General features: G+C 66.4%; 1 protein-coding gene (cut by a window edge). It reads right to left on the bottom strand.

Annotated elements, in window-relative coordinates; all coding sequences use genetic code 11:
• Nucleotides 1-18,534 carry part of the coding region annotated (locus tag ACSVIK_RS23380) for a non-ribosomal peptide synthase/polyketide synthase (protein ID WP_442446541.1) on the bottom strand (this coding region is incomplete at its 3' end). The annotated region extends 8,571 nt beyond the left edge of the window, so 18,534 of the 27,105 annotated nt are shown.

The raw sequence follows: 18,534 nt of genomic DNA, 5'->3' as shown, positions 1-18,534 counted from the left end.
GCCGGTGCGATACAGACGCCCAAGTTCGGCGTGCTGAATGAAGCGCTCGGCAGTCAGCTCCGGCTGGTTCAGGTAGCCCACGGCCAGGCCGTCACCGCCGATATACAGCTCACCGGCCACGCCCAGCGGCGCAAGCTGTTGCTGGGCATCGAGCACATAGAGCTGGGTATTGGCCAACGGTCGGCCGATGGGCACGCTGCCCTGCCCGGCTTCGCGGATCTCGTAGGTGCTGGAGAACGTCGTGGCTTCGGTCGGGCCGTAGCCGTTTAGCAAATGCTGCGGTGCGCCATGCTGAAGCACGCCGGCGATCACTGCCGGATCCAGTACGTCGCCGCCAACGATCAGATAACGCAGGCGGCTGAAGGCACCGTAGAGGCTGGCGGCGTATTGATGGAACAAGCCAGCGGTCAGCCACAGAACAGTGACCGCCTGCTCGGTAAGTAGCGCGGTAAAGCGGCTACGGTCCAGCAACACATTCTGCTCGACCACCACCACCGCGCCGCCATTGAGCAGCGGCGCCCAGACTTCCAGGGTGCTGGCATCGAACGCCGGGTTGGCGGCAAAGGCCACGCGATCCTGGGCGTTGAACTCGGCATAGCCGTTGTTCAGCACCAGACGGGCAACGGCACGATGCGGCACCACCACGCCTTTCGGCTGACCAGTGGAACCGGAGGTGTACATCACGTAGGCCGGGGTATCGGCGGCCAGTTCAAGGCCGGGGTCATGCGCAGGTTGAGCGCTGAGGTTCAGCGTATCGACGGCCAGCCACTGGCGTGCCTGCGGCAGTGCCTCGCGGGCATAGCCCAGCACGCAGACCGCGTCGCAGTCTTCCAGCATGAACAACTGGCGCTCCACCGGCGCATGCACGTCCAGCGGCACATAGGCCGCCGCGCACTTGAGCACCGCCAGTTGTGCAATCAGCAGATCCGCCGAGCGCGGCAGCAGCAAGGCGACCTTACTGCCTGGAACAACGCCTTGAGCGACCAGGTGATGAGCTAGCTGGTTGGCACGGCTGTTGAGCTCGGCATAACTTAGCTGAGCCTCGCCGTCGATCACCGCCAGGGCATCCGGAGTGGACTGGGCCTGGGCGGCGAACAGGCTGTGCAGGGTCTGCTCGCGCGGGTAGTCGCTGGCTGCCGGGTTGAAACCCAGTACCTGCGCGCGCTCATCCGCCGCCAGCACTGGAACCTTGCACAGCGGGGTCTTCAGGTTGTGCTCCAGCCCCTGGGCCAGGCCCTGCAGCGCGTTGCGCATGTGTTCGGCGACCCGTTCGGCGGCCACACCCGGTGCGGCCAGCACGCTAAGGGCGAAGGTGTCGCCAAGGTCGTCCACCGACAGGGTCAGCGGATAATGGGTGCGCTCTTGCGCCGCCACGGCTTCGATGCCTTCCCAGATCGGATGAGTGCCCGCCTGTGCGGCGTCGCTGCTATGCCGGTAGTTGAGCAGCGCGGTGAACAGCGGGGTCGGAGCGGCCACGCCACTGCAACGCTGGGCCAGAGCCAGCGGGGCGTGCTCATGGGCCAGCAGTTCGCTGAGGTTGGCGTGGGTACGCTTCACGGCCTCGGCCAGGGTCATGGCGCCGACATCCACACGCAGCGGCAGGGTGTTGATGAACATGCCCAGCGCCCGGTCACTGCCCTGCCCGCCGCTCAGGCGGCCGAGCAATACGGTGCCGAACACCACGTCATCGCGCCCGCTCGCCGCGCCCAGCACCCTCGCCCAGGCCAGGTGGTGCAGGCTCGCCGCGCTCACGCCCAGGCGCCGTGCCTGGGTACGCAGGCGCTGGCTCAGCGCCGGGCTCAGGGCCAGGCGATACTCGCTCAGGTTCTGCCCGTCGTTGTGCGCCAGGCCATACGGCAGGGTCGGTTCGTCGACGCTGCCCAGCTGGGCCCGGAAGAACGCCTCATGCGCTGCGTCGCTGACGCCCAGACGTGCCTGAACCACGTAATTGCGGTACGGCACCGGCACCCCCAGGCTGTCGCCCTGACCTTGCAGCAGGGCCTGGATTTCCTGGGTGATGGTTTTCAGCGCGGTGTGATCCAGCGCCAGATGATGGAACTGCAGCAGGGCCTGCCAGCGCGGGCCGCTACCCAGTGGTGCGCACAGCAGGCGCAGTTGCGGGGCCTGGCCGAGGTCGAAGGTGGCAGCAGAGCAGTGGATCTGACCTTGTTCGTCAGTGTCCACGGCTTGCAGTTGCAACCTTGCCTGGCGCCACACCACTTGCACAGGAGTGGCCAGTCCTTGCCAGTGCACGCTGCTGCGCAGCATGTCGTGGCGATCAATGACCTGTTGCAGAGCCTGGGCGAATGCGCTCAGGCGCTCATGGCTGTCGAATTCAAAGGCCGCCTGACGCGCATAGGGGTCATCCCGCTCAGCACTCAGGTGGTGATACAGGATGCCTTCCTGCAGCGGCGCCAGCGGGTAGATGTCCTGGATATTCGCCACGCCGCCCGGAATTTCGGTCACGATGCGGTCGATCTCGGCCTGTTGCAGGCTGACCAGCGGCAGCAGATTCGGGGTGATCTGCGTGCAGCCTGCGGGAATCAGGTTGTCCGGCACTAGCACGTCGTGGTTGCCGCCCAAGGCGGCGGCCAGCGCTGCCAGCGTTGGCTGGCTGAACAGCACGCGCACGTCGGCGCTCAGGCCTTGCTCACGCATGCGCTCGACCAGGCTTACCGCTAGCAGCGAGTGACCACCCAGCTCGAAGAAGTTGTCGTGACGACCCACCTGCTCCACGCCCAGCAGGGTCTGCCAGATCCTGGCCAGGGTGCGTTCGGTGTCGCTCTGTGGGGCCTCGTAGCCGCGGCTGATCACTGCATCGGCACCCGGCACCGGCAGCGCCTTGCGATCCAGCTTGCCGTTGGGCGTGAGTGGCAGCGCGTCCAGATAGACATAGGCCGCCGGGATCATGTACTCCGGCAACTGACCTTGCAGATGTTCACGCAGGTTCTGGATATCCAGTTGCTCGGCACTGGTGTAGTACGCCACCAGGCGCAGATCGCCCGGCACGTCTTCACGAGCCATGACCACCGCGTCCTGAACGCCCTCGCAACCTGCCAGGCGCGCTTCGATTTCGCCCAGTTCAATGCGGAAGCCGCGGATCTTCACCTGGTCGTCGTTGCGGCCCAGGTATTCCAGATTGCCGTCCGCCAGCCAGCGCGCCAGGTCGCCAGTGCGGTAAAGCCGGCCGAACTCGGCGTGCGTGATGAAGCGTTCGGCGGTGAGATCGTCGCGGTTCAGATAACCGCGAGCGACACCGGCACCACCGATATACAGCTCGCCGGACACGCCCAAAGGCACCGGCTGACGATGTTCGTCGAGCAGGTAGAACTGGGTATTGCCCACCGGTTTGCCGATATGCGGCACGAAGCCGTCGGCGCGATCCATCGCCACCCAACTGGAATAGGTGGTGGTTTCCGACGGGCCATAGAGGTTGCACAGCCGCTGCACCGAGGTTTCGGCGAAGAGTTTCTCCACCAGCGAACCCTTCAAGGCTTCACCGGCGACGTTGACGGTATGCACGCCTTCGTTCAGGCCGCCGGATTCCAGCAGCGCCTTCAAGGCCGACGGTACGGTATTGATCAGGCTGACATTCGCCTCGCGTGCCGCCAGGGCATTCTCGACCACATGCACGCAGCCGCCAGTGGTCAACGGCGCAAAGCACTCGTAGACCGCCAGGTCAAAGTTCAGTGAAGTAGAGAACAGCGTGTTCTCCAGCACTTCAGGCTCGAAGGCCTGCTGTGCCCAGGTCAGGAAGTTCACCGCATTGCGGTGCTCGATCATCACGCCTTTCGGCAAGCCAGTGGAGCCGGAGGTGTAGATCAGGTAGGCCAGGTTGGACGAGGTCAGACTCGGCACCACCGGGTTGCCCATACCTTTACCTGCTGCCCAATCGAAGCCATCGAGATTTACCACCGACCGTTCGCCAAGCAACGCCAGGGTGACGTCCTGGCCAATCACCGCCGCCGGCTCGCTGTCCTCCAGCATGTAGGCAATACGTTCAGCCGGGTAATTCGGGTCCAGCGGCACATAGGCACCGCCGGCCTTGAGTACGGCGAGCATGGCCACCAGCATCGAGGGGCTGCGTTGCAGGCAGATACCCACCCGCACATCCGGCACCACGCCCTGGGCGATCAGATGCTGGGCCAGGGCATTAGCGCGATTGTTGAGTTCGGCGTAACTCAGGACGATGTCGCCATGCGCCACTGCCGATGCAATCGGTGTGCGGGCTGTCTGTTCCTCGAACAGACCCTGCAAGGTCTGCTGCTCGGGGTAGCTCATGGCCGTGGCATTGAACTGCTCGAACAGCAGGTGCCGTTGCTCGGCCGGCAGCACCGGCAGCGCACGCAGAGGCACCTGGGTACCCTGCTCCAACGCTTCGACCAGCGCTTCCAGTACCGTCAGCATCTGTTTCAGGACGCTGTGCGCGTCGATGCACGGCTCGACCTGTACGGTCAGCTCGAAAGACTCGCCCCGGTCATCCACCGACAGGGTCAACGGGTAGTGCGTGCGCTCGTGCGCTTGCATCACCTCGATGCCGTGCCAGGCCGACGCCAATGCCAGGTGGTCGGTGCTGTGCCGGTAGTTGAGCAGTGCGCTGAACAGCGGTGCCGGGGCGGCCACGCAGCTGCAGCGCTGGGCCAGGGCCAGTGGTGCATGCTCGTGGATCAGCAGTTCGCTGAGGTTGGCGTGGGTGGTCTTCAATGCCGCAGGCAGTGGCATGTCGGCCAAGTTGATGCGCAGCGGCAGGGTGTTGATGAACATGCCCAGGGCCCGGTCACTGCCCTGCCCACCATTGAGGCGGCCCAGCAGTACGGTGCCGAACACCACGTCATCACGGCCGCTGGCGGCGCCCAGTACACGGGCCCAGGCCAGGTGATGCAGGCTCGCCGCGCTCACACCGAGGCGCCGTGCCTCGCGGCGCAGGCGTTGGCTCAAGCTTGGCAGCAATGCCTGGCGATGTTCGCTCGGTTCCTGGTTGTCGCTCTGCACCAGGCCGTAGGGCAAGGTCGGTTCGTCGACGTCCCCCAGCTGCGCTCGGAAGAACGCTTCGTGGGCTTCGTCGCTGATGCCCCGGCGGGCCTGGGCCACGTAATTGCGGTACGGCATCGGCGTATTCAGGCTGTCGCCAAGGCCTTGCAGCAGCGCCTGCATTTCGTTGCTCACCTCCGCCAGGGCGGTGTGATCCAGCGCCAGGTGGTGGAAGCGCAACAGCGCGACCCAGCCCTGGCGGCCTGCAGCGTTGACCCCGGCTTTGGCACAGGCCAGGTGCATCAGCGGCGCCAGCGTCAGATCCAGGTACTGCTGCTCAGTGCTGTAACGTGCCCGCAATGCGGCGACCGGGTCGCCGTCGGGCTGATCCAGCTCAACGATTTCCGTGGCCAGCGGCGCCTGGCGCCAGACCACCTGCACAGGGATGGCCAGGCCTTGCCAATGCACGCTGGTGCGCAGAATGTCGTGGCGGTCGATCACCGCCTGCAGCGCTTGAACAAAGGCTTCCAGCCGGGTGTGATCGTCGAAGCGGAAGGTGGCTTGCAACACATAGGGGTCGCCCGCTTTGGCGCTCAGGTGATGATAGAGAATGCCCTCCTGCAGCGGTGCCAGCGGGTAGATGTCCTGGATGTTCGCCGCACCGCCCGGAATCTGCGCGGTGATGTGATCGATCTCGGCCTGCTGCAGTGTCACCAGGGGCAGCAACTGCGGGGTAATCCGGGTGCAACCGGCGGGAATCAGGTTGTCCGGCACCTCGAGGTCGGTGCTTTCACCCACGGCGGCGGCCAATGCCGCCAAGCTCGGCTGGTTGAACAGCACGCGCACGTCGGCGCTCAGGCCCTGTTCGCGCATGCGCTCGACCAGGCTCACCGCCAGCAGCGAGTGACCGCCCAGCTCGAAGAAGTTGTCGTGGCGACCGACCTGCTCCACGCCCAGCAGGGTCTGCCAGATGGCAGCCAGGGTGCGTTCGGTATCGCTCTGTGGCGCTTCATAGCCCCGGCTGATCAGCGCATCGACACCCGGGATCGGCAGTGCCTTGCGATCCAGCTTGCCGTTGGGCGTCAGCGGCAGAGCGTCCAGATAGACATAGGCCGCCGGCACCATGTACTCGGGCAACTGGCCTTGCAGATGTTCACGCAGGTTCTGGATATCCAGTTGCTCGGCAGCGGTGTAGTACGCCACCAGGCGCAGGTCGCCCGGCACGTCTTCACGGGCCATGACCACCGCGTCCTGAACACCGTCGAAAGCCGCCAGGCGCGCTTCGATTTCGCCCAGCTCGATACGGAAGCCGCGGATCTTCACTTGGTCGTCGTTACGGCCCAGGTATTCCAGATTGCCGTCTTGTAGCCAGCGCGCCAGGTCACCAGTGCGGTACAGACGACCAAACTCGGCGTGCGTGATAAAGCGTTCGGCGGTGAGGTCGTCACGGTTCAGATAACCCCGTGCCACGCCGGCACCGCCGATATACAACTCGCCCGCTACACCCAGCGGCACCGGCTGACGGTGTTCGTCGAGCAGGTAGAACTGCGTATTGCCCACCGGTTTACCGATATGCGCGGCAAAGCCGTCGGCCCGATCCATGGCCACCCAACTGGAATAGGTGGTGGTTTCCGACGGGCCATAGAGGTTGCACAGGCGCTGCACCGAGGTTTCGGCGAAGAGTTTCTCCACCAGCGAGCCTTTGAGGGCTTCACCTGCGACGTTGACGGTATGCACGCCTTCGTTCAGGCCACCGGATTCCAGCAGTGCTTTAAGTGCGGACGGCACGGTATTGATCAGGCTGACATTCGCCTCGCGTGCCGCCAGGGCGTTCTCGACCACATGCACGCAACCACCAATGGTCAGCGGCGCAAAGCACTCGTACACCGCCAGATCGAAGTTCAGTGAGGTGGAGAACAGCGTGTTCTGCAGCACTTCCGGCTCGAAGGCCTGCTGCGCCCAGGTGAGGAAGTTCACCGCGTTGCGGTGCTCGATCATCACGCCTTTCGGCAAGCCGGTGGAGCCGGAGGTGTAGATCAGGTAGGCCAGATTCGCCGACGTAAGGCCCGGCACCACCGGGTTGCCCTGTACATCGCAGATCCAATCGAAGCCATCGAGATTTACCACCGGCCGATCGCCAAGCAGCGCCAAGGTAGCATCCTGGCCAATCACTGCCGCCGGTTCGCTGTCCGCCAGCATATAGGCGATACGCTCGGCCGGGTAATTCGGATCCAGCGGCACATAGGCACCGCCGGCCTTGAGTACGGCGAGCATGGCCACCAGCATCGAGGGGCTGCGCTCCAGGCAAATACCGACGCGTGCATCCGGTACCACGCCCTGGGCGATCAGGTGCTGGGCCAGTACGTTGGCGCGGGCGTTGAGTTCGGCATAGTTCAGCACGGCTTCGCCGTGCGCAACCGCTGGGGCTTGCGGAGACCTTGCTGCCTGTTCCTCGAACAGCCCCTGCAGGGTCTGCTGCTCGGGGTAGCTCATGGCCGTGGCATTGAACTGCTCGAACAGCAGGTGCCGTTGCTCGGCCGGCAGAACCGGCAGTACCTGCAATGGCTGTCGCGAGTCTTGTTCCAGGGCTTCGACCAGGCCTAGCAGTGCGGTGAGCACTTGCCCCAAGACATGCTGCGCGCCCACCTGGGCTTCGACCTGCACGCTCAGCTCGAAGGCTTCACCTAGGTCGTCCACCGCCAGGGTCAGCGGGTAATGGGTATGTTCCTCGGTGGTCAGGATCTCGATGCCTTGCCAGCCTGCGGCCTCGGCCATGGTCTCGGCCGAGCTGTGGCGATAGTTGAGTAGCGCGCTGAACAGCGGTGCCGGTGCGGCCACGCCGCTGCAGCGCTGGGCCAGGGCCAGCGGCGCGTGCTCGTGGGCCAGCAGTTCGCTCAGGTCGGCATGGGTGGCCTTCAGCGCCTCGACCAGGCCTGCATCCCCCAGGTTGACGCGCAATGGCAAGGTGTTGATGAACATGCCCAGGGCGCGATCACTGCCCTGCCCGCCGCCCAGACGGCCGAGCAGAACGGTGCCGAACACCACGTCATCGCGCCCGCTCGCCGCGCCCAGCACCCGGGCCCAGGCCAGATGATGCAGGCTGGCCGCACTCACTCCCAGTCGGCGCGCCTGGGCACGCAGGCGCAGGCTCAGGGTGTGCGGCAGGCGCAGGCGTTGCTCATCGATAGGCTGGCCCGCGTCATCACGCGGGGCCAGGCCGTAAGGCAGGGTCGGCTCGGCGAGCGAGCCCAATTGCGCCCGGAAGAAGGCTTCATGAGCCTCGGCACTCAGCCCCTGACGGGCCTGGGCCACGTAGTTGCGATACGGCACCGGCTGGCTCAAGGCCTGGCCGTGGCCCAGCAGCAGCGCCTGCATTTCCTGGTTCACCACTTCAAGCGCGGCGTGATCCAGCACCACATGGTGGAAGCGCAGCACGGCCAGCCAGCGCCGGTTGGCCTTGTCCTCGGCATGCGCCAGGCGCAGCAACGGCGCCTGCGCCAGGTTCAGGCGCTGTTGGCGGGCGTCGAACTGGGCCAGCAAACTAGCGGCGACATCCGCCTGGTCGGCGGCCAGCGGCGCTGGCTCGACGCTCAGCGCGGCCTGGCGCCATACCACCTGCACCGGCGTCGACAAACCTTCCCAGAGCAGCGAGGTACGCAGCACGTCATGGCGGTCGATGACCTGTTGCAGGGCCTCGGCGAAGGCCTGCAAACGGGCCTGCCCATCGAAGGCGAAGACCGCCTGCAACACATAGGGGTCGCCCTGCTCGGCACTCAGATGGTGGAACAGGATGCCTTCCTGCAGCGGTGCCAGCGGGTAGATGTCCTGAATGTTCGCCGCGCCGCCCGGAATCTGCGCGGTGATGTGATCGATCTCGGCCTGTTGCAGGCTGACCAGAGGCAGCAGCTCCGGGGTGATCTGCGTGCAGCCTTCGGGAATCAGGTTATCCGGTACCTGGACGTCATGACTGCCGCCCACGGCAGCAGCCAGCGCTGCCAGCGTCGGCTGGCTGAACAGCACGCGCACGTCGGCGCTCAGGCCCTGCTCACGCATGCGCTCGACCAGGCTCACCGCCAGCAGCGAATGGCCGCCCAGCTCGAAGAAGTTGTCGTGACGACCCACCTGCTCTACGACCAGCAAGGTCTGCCAGATGCCCGCCAGGTTGCGTTCGGTCTCGCTCTGTGGCGCTTCATAGCCCCGGCTGATCACGGCATCGGCACCCGGCTCCGGCAGCGCCTTGCGATCCAGCTTGCCGTTGGGCGTCAGCGGCAGCGCGTCCAGATACACATAGGCCGCCGGCACCATGTACTCCGGCAACTGGCCTTGCAGGTGCTCACGCAGGTTCTGGATATCCAGTTGCTCAGCACCGGTGTAGTACGCCACCAGACGCAGATCGCCCGGCACGTCTTCACGGGCCATGACCACGGCATCCTGAACACCGTCAAAGGCCGCCAGGCGTGCTTCGATTTCGCCCAGCTCGATGCGGAAACCGCGAATCTTCACCTGGTCGTCGTTACGCCCCAGGTATTCCAGGTTGCCGTCTTGCAGCCAGCGCACCAGGTCGCCAGTGCGGTACATGCGCGCGCCCAGCTCGCGGCTGAATGGGTCAGCGAGAAAGCGTTCGGCAGTCAGGTCGTCACGTTTCAGGTAGCCACGGGCGACACCGGCGCCGCCAATATACAGCTCGCCCGGTACGCCCAGCGGTACCGGCTGACGGTGCTCGTCGAGCAGGTAGAACCGGGTATTGCCCACCGGCTTGCCGATATGCGGCACGAAGCCATCGGCCCGATCCATGGCCACCCAACTCGAATAGGTGGTGGTTTCCGACGGGCCATAGAGGTTGCACAAACGCTGCACCGAGGTTTCGGCGAAGAGTTTCTCCACCAGCGAACCCTTCAAGGCTTCACCGGCGACGTTGACGGTATGCACGCCTTCGTTGAGTCCGCCGGATTCCAGCAGTGCCTTCAAGGCCGACGGGACGGTGTTGATCAGGCTGACATTCGCCTCGCGTGCCGACAGGGCGTTTTCCACCACATGCACGCAGCCGCCAGTGGTCAACGGCGCAAAGCACTCGTACACCGCCAGGTCGAAGTTCAGCGAGGTGGAGAACAGCGTGTTCTGCAGCACTTCCGGCTCGAACGCCTGCTGTGCCCAGGTGAGGAAGTTCACCGCGTTGCGGTGCTCGATCATTACGCCCTTGGGCAAGCCGGTGGAACCGGAGGTGTAGATCAGATAGGCCAGGTTCGTAGACGTGAGGCCCGGCACCACCGGGTTGGCCTGTACATCACAGGTCCAGTCGAAGCCATCGAGATTTACCACCGACCGGTCGCCAAGTAGCGCCAGGGTGGCGTCCTGGCCAATCACCGCCGCCGGCTCGCTGTCTTGCAGCATGTAAGCGATACGTTCAGCCGGGTAATTCGGATCCAGCGGCACATAGGCACCGCCGGCCTTGAGTACGGCGAGCATGGCCACCAGCATCGAGGGGCTGCGTTGCAGGCAGATGCCCACCCGCGCATCCGGTACCACGCCCTGGGTGATCAGGTGCTGGGCCAGGGCATTGGCGCGGGCGTTGAGTTCGGCGTAACTCAGGACGGTGTCGCCATGCGCCACTGCCGATGCAGTCGGTGTGCGGGCTGCCTGTTCCTCGAACAGCCCCTGCAGGGTCTGCTGCTCGGGGTAGCTCATCGCCGTGTCGTTGAACGCATCGAATAGCTGGCTACGCTCGGCTGGCGGCAGCACGGCGACATTGTGCAGCGGCGCATCGGGGTGCTGCAGCGCCTGCGCCAGGCTGTCCAGTGCGCTGTGCATGTAGTCGGCCACGCGCTGCGGCGACACTTGCGTCACGGTCTGCACCGTGAGCAGGAAGCCTTCACCCAGGTCATCGACCGAGAGCATGAACGGGTAGTTGGTGCGCTCTTCGACATGCAGAACCTGCACGCCGGCCCACTGCCGTTCGGCATCTTCTGGCTGCAGCGGGCTGTGCCGGTAGTTGAGCAGCGCGCTGAACAGCGGCAAGGCTGCCGGCACGGCGCTGCAACGTTGCGCCAGCGCCAGCGGCGCGTGTTCGTGGCCGAGCAAGGCGGTCAGCCGCGCATGGGTGTCGGCCAGGGCCTGGCGTACCGTCACCTCGCCCAGCGCCACGCGCAATGGCAAGGTGTTGATGAACATGCCCAGGGCGCGTTCGGCGCCCTGGCCGCTGTGCATACGACCCAGCAGCACGGTGCCGAACACCACGTCGTCGCGCCCGGCCAGCGCGCCCAGCACCTGGGCCCAGGCCAGGTGATGCAGGCTGGCAGGGCTGACGCCGTATTGCCGTGCCAGGTCGCGCAGGCGCAGGCTCAGCACGGTCGGTAGCTGGAGCTGGTGTTCCAGCACGCCCTGGCCGTCGCCCTGCACCTGTTGCAGATCCAGCGGCAAGGTCGGGGTTTCGACGTCGGACAGCATCTGGGTGAAGAACGCCTCGTGGCGTGCCTGGCTGACCCCCAGGCGCGCCTGCGCCACGTACTGCCGATACGGCACCGGCTCGGCCAGGTGGTGTTCCTGGCCGGTCAGCAGCGCCTGCATTTCCTCCTGCATCACCTCCAGCGCGACGTGATCCATGGCAATGTGGTGGAACAGCAGCACCGCGACCCAGCGCTGGTTCGCTGCATCTTCGGCGCACACCAGGCGCATCAGCGGGGCCTGGCGCAGATCCAGGCGGCACTGGCGCGGGTCATACAAAGCCTGCAATTGCTCGATGGCCGGCCCTTGCGCGCTGTCCAGGGTCAGTGTTTCAACGCTCAGCGGTGCATCCCGCAGCACCACCTGCAGCGGCTGCGGCATGCCCTCCCAGGCCAGTGCGGTACGCAGGATGTCGTGACGCTCGATGACCTTGTGCAGCGCCTCGACGAAGGCGTCGAACTGCTCGCGACTGCCCACGGCAAAGCTGGCCTGCAACAGGTAGGGGTCGCCCTGACCGGCGCGCAAGTGGTGGTACAGGATGCCTTCCTGCAGCGGCGCCAGCGGGTAGATGTCCTGAATGTTCGCGGCGCCGCCAGGCACCTGCCCGGCCAACGCATCGAGACTGGCCTGGTTCAGTTCGACCAGTGTCAGCATGTCCGGGGTAATGCGCGGGCAATCGGCAGGAATGCGGTTGTCCGGTACTTGCAGTTGCGGCTCGTCGCGGCCCACGGCAGCGGCCAGTGCGGCCAGGGTCGGCTGGCTGAACAGCACCCGCACGTCGGCCTGCAGGCCCATGGAACGCAGACGCTCGATCAGTCGCACCGCCAGCAGCGAGTGGCCGCCCAGGGCAAAGAAGTGGTCGTGGCGGCCCACCCGGGCGACCCCGAGCAGTTCGCTCCACAGCGCCGCCAGGGTGGTTTCCAGTTCGCCTTGCGGCGCCTCGTAGGCCTGGCTGGCGAAGGCGTCTTCGCCCGGCGCCGGCAACGCACGGCGGTCGAGCTTGCCGTTGGCCGAGACCGGCATGGCGGCCAGCGCTACCCAGGCAGCCGGGATCATGTAGTCGGGCAACTGCGCCTGCAGGTGCGCGCGCAGCTCATCGACATTCGGTGCAGCAACGCCAGGCTGTTGCGTGAACCACGCCACCAGCCGCGGACCGGCCTCAGCGGGCAGAGCCTTGACGGCCACGTCGCGCAGCGCCGGATGTTCGGCCAGACGGGTTTCCACCTCGCCCAGCTCGACACGGAAGCCGCGGATCTTCACCTGGTCGTCGTTGCGCCCCAGGTACTCGATCACTCCATCCTGGGTATAGCGGCCCAGGTCGCCGGTCTTGTACAGGCGCTGCGCCGGGTCGTCACTGAACGGGTCGGCGATGAAACGCTCGGCGGTCAGTGATTCGCGGTTCAGGTAACCGCGCGCCAGGCAGGCGCCGCCAATATGGATTTCCCCGGCGATGCCTTCCGGCACCGGCTGGCCGCTGGCATCGAGCAGGTACAGGCGGGTGTTGCCGATCGGCCAGCCAATCGGCGGCAGGCTGGGCCATTGCGCCACGTCCGCAGGCAGGGTGTAGGCGCTGGTGACGTGCGACTCGGTCGGCCCGTAATGGTTGTGCAGGCGGCACTGTGGCAGGTGCTTGAACAAGGTGCGAATCGGCGCGGTAATGCGCAATTGCTCACCGGCGGTGATCACCTCGCGCAGCCGGCACGGCAAGGCCTGCAACGCCGGGTTGGCCACGAAGGCTTCGGCCAGGGCCTGCAGGGCCAGGCACGGCAGGTAGAGCCGGGCGATTTCGGCGTGGCACAGGTGCTCGAACAAGGCCGGGAAATCCAGGCGCAGCTCGGCCGGAATCAGCGACAGCGGCGCGCCCTGACTCAGCGCAGTGAAAATTTCCTGGAAGGCCACGTCGAAGCCCAACGCTGCGAACTGCAGCGTGGCCGGAGCATCGCCGGCGCCCTGCCCGGCCTGCCAGTGCAGCAGGTTGACCAGGGGGGCATGGGGCATGGCCACGCCTTTGGGCTGGCCGGTGGAGCCGGAGGTATAGATCACATAGGCCAGCGACTCGGCGCCCTGTTCCAGGCGTGCCGGGTTCTCGGCGCTGTACGCGGCGAAGTGGCTCAGGTCGTCGAGCAGTACCACCGGGCAGGCGGCCTGCGCCAGGCGTGGACGCAGCGCCGCCTGGGTCAGCAGCACCTGCGGCGCGCTGTCACCGAGCATGTAGGTCAGGCGCTCGTCCGGGTAGTCGGGATCCAGCGGCACATAGCCAGCGCCGGACTTGAGGATCGCCAGCAGGCCCACGACCATCTCCGGGCCGCGATGGCAACAGATCGCCACACGCTGGTCGGCAGCAGCCCCCAGCTCGCGCAAGCGGTGCGCCAACTGGTTGGCCTGGTGGTTCAGTTCCCCATAGCTCAGGTGTTGACCCTGGAAGCTCAGCGCCAGCGCGTCGGGTTGGCGTGCGGCCTGCGCTTCGACCAGTTCATGAACCAGTTGCCCGGTGGGGTAAGCGCTGGCCGTGGCATTGAAGTCATGCAACAGGCGCTGGCGGCGCGCCGCCGGCAGGCAGACCAGCTCGGGCAGCGCCACCTCGACGGGCTGTTCCAGCGCATCGATCAGCGACTGCAGCGTCGTGTGCATCATCTCGACCACCTGCGCGGCGTCGATGCCCTGCACCACCTGGGCAGTGAGTTCGAAGCGGTCACCCAGGTCGTCGACCGACATCGACAGCGGATAGTGGGTACGTTCCTGGCCATCGACCAGCACGCAACCGCCCCAGCGACGCTCACCCTCGCCGGCGGCCACCGCGCCGTGGCGGTAGTTGAGCAGCGCACTGAACAACGGTGTCGGCGCGGCAACGCCGCTGCAGCGCTGGGCCAGAGCCAGCGGCGCATGCTCGTGGGCCAGCAGTGCCGCCAGACGCTCGTGGGCCTGGCGCGCTGCGGTGCGCACGCTGCTGGCGGCACTGTCGAGGCGCAGCGGTAAGGTGTTGATGAACATACCCAGAGCGCGTTCAGCCTGCAGGCCCGCGTGCAGCCGGCCCATCAGCACGGTACCGAAGACCACGTCGTCGCGCCCGGAAAGGCGCCCGACCACGATGGCCCAGGCCAGGTGATGCAGGCTGGCGACACTGACCCCAAGTTCACGGGCCTGGCTGCGCAGGCGCCTGGCCTGCACGGTTTCCAGAGTCAGGCTGGCCTGCACGACGGCCTGACCATCGACCGGCATCTGCTCGACGCCGAACGGCAGCGTCGGAGCATCGACATCGCCCAGGGTTGCGCGGAAGAACGCCTCCTGCGCCGCGCGGTCGCTGCCCAGCAGGGTTTGCGCCACATAGTTGCGGTACGGTACCGAGACCGGCAGCGAGGCCTGGCGACCCTGCAGGTGCGCCTCGATTTCCTGGCCCAGCAGCCCCAGCGAGGTGGCGTCGTCGATCAGGTGATGGAACAGAAGCACTGCGACCCAGCCCTGGCCAGGATCTTCGGCCAGATGCAGCTCCAGCATGGGCGCCTGGCGCAGATCCAGGCGGGTGTGGCTGGGGTCGAGCGCGGCTTTCAACTGAGCGGCGATGTCACCATCGACTGCCGCCAGCCGGTGTTCCCGTACCCGCAGCGGCGCCTGGCGCCAGACCACCTGCATGGGCGTGGTCAGCCCTTCCCAGGCAATGCCGGTACGCAGAATGTCATGCCGGTCGATGACCGCTTGCAGCGCAGCGACCAGGCCATCGACCTGCTCGCGGTCGGCCAGGCGCAGGGTGCCCTGCAGCAGATAGGGGTCGCCCTGGGTACTGGCCAGGTGGTGATAGAAAATGCCTTCCTGCAGCGGCACCAGCGGGTAGATGTCCTGGATGTTGGCGGCGCCGCCCGGCACGGCCTCGGCCACGGCATCGAGTTGTGCCTGGCTCAGTTCGGCGAGGGCCAGCATGCCAGGTTCCAGGCGCGTACAACCGGCAGGAATGCGGTTGGCAGGCACCGCGACCGGGGCACTGTCCGCCACGCGACTGGCCAGCGCGGCCAGGCTCGGCTCGGTAAACAGCGCCCGCACTTCGACTTCCAGACCCTCGCCGCGCAAGCGCTCGGCCAGCTTGACCGCCAGCAGCGAGTCGCCACCCAGAGCGAAGAAGTGGTCGTGGCGGCTGATCGCCTCGATGCCCAGCAGCTCGCTCCATAGCCGCGCCAGGGTCTGCTCCAGCGGCCCTTGCGGCGCTTCGAAGCCGCTGCGCACGTAGGCCTGGTCATCAGGCTCGGGCAAGGCTTTCTGGTCCAGTTTGCCATTGCCGGTAAGCGGGAAGGCTTCGAGGGTCACGTAGGCGGCTGGCAGCATGTAGTCCGCCAGGTGCTGCGCCAGCTCGGCACGCAGCTCACCCGGAACCAGTACCACATCCGGCTCGGCCAGCAGGTAGCAGACCAGGCGTTTGCCGCCCTGCCCATCATCACGGGCCACCACCACTGCATCGCGCACGCCCTGGCAACGCGCCACGCGAGCCTGGATTTCGCCCAGTTCGATACGGAAGCCACGCACCTTGACCTGCTGGTCGTTACGCCCCAGGTAATCAAGCGCACCATCGTCCAGCCAGCGGGCCAGGTCGCCACTGCGGTACATGCGCACCTGCGCATCGGCCACGAACGGATCGGCGAGGAAACGCTCGGCATTGAGTTCCGGGCGGTTCAGGTAGCCGCGCGCTACCCCTGCTCCGCCCACATACAGCTCGCCCACCTCACCCGGCGGCACGGGCTGCCCGTGGGCATCGAGCAGGTACAGACGCAGGTCGTCCAGGCGCCGGCCGATCGGGCTGCCGCTGCGCAGAGTGTCGGCCTGGCTCAGTGGGTAGCAGGTCACGTGCACCGTGGTTTCGGTGATGCCGTAGAGGTTGTAGAGGTGGGTCTGCGCGTTCAGCGGGCAGGCGTACCAGGGAATCAGGCTGGCCGGCTCCAGGGCCTCGCCACCGAAGATCACCTGGCGCAGCGTGTGCTCGCGCGGCTGTTGGCCCTGGGCAGCGATCAACTGGCGGAAGGCGCTGGGGGTCTGGTTCAGCACCGTGACCTGGCTGTCGCACAGCAGGTTGTAGAAGTCCGCCGGCGAACGGCTGACCCACTGCGGCACCAGCAGCAGGCGCCCGCCGTGCAGCAGCGCCCCCCAGATTTCCCACACCGAGAAGTCGAAGGCAAACGAATGGAACAGCGCCCAGGTGTCCTGTTCGGAAAACACCAGCCACGGCGCGGCGGCGCTGAACAGCCGGGTGACGTTGCGGTGCTCGACCATCACGCCCTTGGGCAGCCCGGTGGAGCCGGAGGTGTAGATCACATAGGCCAGGTGCTGCGGCTGTACATCGGCACGCTCGGGGTCGTGTTGCGGCTGCTCGGCCAGGGCCGGCGCCTGTGGCCCGGCCAATCCGGGCAAGGCCAGCGCCTGCTGCGGCAACCGGGCGTGCACCTCGGGCTCGCTGAGCAGCGCCATGGGCGCGCAATCCTCCAACATGAAGGCCAGTCGCTCGGCCGGCGCCGTCGGGTCCATGGGCACATAACCGGCACCGGCCTTGAGTACACCCAGCACGGCGACGAGCATCCACGGGCCGCGCTCCACGCAGATCGCGACCCGGTCATCGGGACCGACGCCCTGCCCGATCAGGTAATGCGCCACCTGGTTGGCCTGCGCGTTGAGTTGCGCGTAGCTAAGGCTGCTGCCTTGATGCAGCAGCGCCACGGCGTCCGGGCGTTGCCGCACCTGCGCCTCGAACAGCCCGTGCAGGGTGTGCGTATTGCTGGTGTTCGCCAGCGGCGGGTTCCAGGCCTGCAACTGGCGCAGTTCGTCCGGGGTGGCGAGCTCGAAGGCCTGCACGGCCAGCTCCGGGGCCTGCAAACCTTGCTCGAGCACATGCATGAAACGTTCGGCCAGGCGCTCGATGTCCTGGTCGCGGAAGAACCCATGGTTGTAGATGAAGTGCAGCCACACCTCGTCGGTGTGCGGGTTGCTGCGAATGTGCAGGGCCAGCGGCGCCTGCTCGTGACCATTGCTGGCCTTGATCGAATAGGGACGCGTGTCGCCGAAGGCCAGGCGGTGGTCGGTCACCTCATAGGACACCGACACATCGAACACCTGGCCACGGCCATCGCGCAACAGCCCCAGCGAGCGGTTCAGGTCGCTCAGGGCGAAGCGCTGGGCGCGATAGTCCTGGCGCAGTGTGCGGGTGATGCCGTCGACCAGCTCGGCGAAGCTCAGCTCGCTACCGAAGTTCAGGCGCACCGCGCTGACCTGGGTGAACAACCCCACGGTTTCGCGGAAGGTGGCGCTGGAACGGTTGAGTACCGGCAGCCCGATGACCAGTTCGTCGCGCTGACGGGCGCGCAGCAGGTAGACGTAGACCGCCGCCAGCAGCACCTGGAAGCGCGAGGCCTGGCGGGCGTTGGCCAGGCTGTCGATGCGTGCCAGCAGGCTGCCCGGGTAGCGGCGGATTACCTGCCCGGCAGTACGCGGCTGTGCGCCGGGCAAGGGCTCGAACAGGGGCTCGGGCACCTGCCGGTACTTGTCCAGCCAGTAGGCACGGTCGCGCTCGAAGCGTCGCGAGCCACGGTAGGCGGCATCGTCCTCGACGTAGCGCAGGTAGGATGGCGCCTCGCCCGGCAGGGGCGCATCAGTGCTGTACAGCTCGCCCAGGTCGCGCAGCAGCAAGGCGATGCCCCAGCCATCGAGCACGATATGGTGGGCCTGCACGCCGAGGTACGACAGCGTGTCGCTGACCGCCACCCACTGAAAACGCAGCAGCGAGGCCTCGTGCATCTGGAATGGCTGGCTGTGATAGCCCTGCAGCCAGGCCTGGGCGGCGCCCTGCGGGTCGCGCTCTTCGCGAGTGTCGTGCACCTGCACCGTCACCGGCAGGTCATCGACGAAGCTCTGCAACGGCAGGCCGTCCTCGCCCTGTCCTTCGCGCAGTACAGTGCGCAAGGCCGGGTGACGCCGCACCAGTCGGTCGACTGCCCGCTGCAGCCGCTCGGGGTCGAGCAGGCCGTCGATCTCCACGTGCCCGCAGATGTTGTAGAGCGGCACCTGCGCCTGTACCGCCTGATCCAGCCAGATGTCTTTTTGCGCCGAGGTCAAGGGGTGGAGGTTACCGAGCGAGCGGAACAGATTCAT

The sequence above is a fragment of the Pseudomonas sp. NCHU5216 genome, assembly GCF_052156495.1.
GTDB lineage: Bacteria > Pseudomonadota > Gammaproteobacteria > Pseudomonadales > Pseudomonadaceae > Aquipseudomonas.
This window is presented reverse-complemented; position numbering and strand designations above follow the sequence as displayed.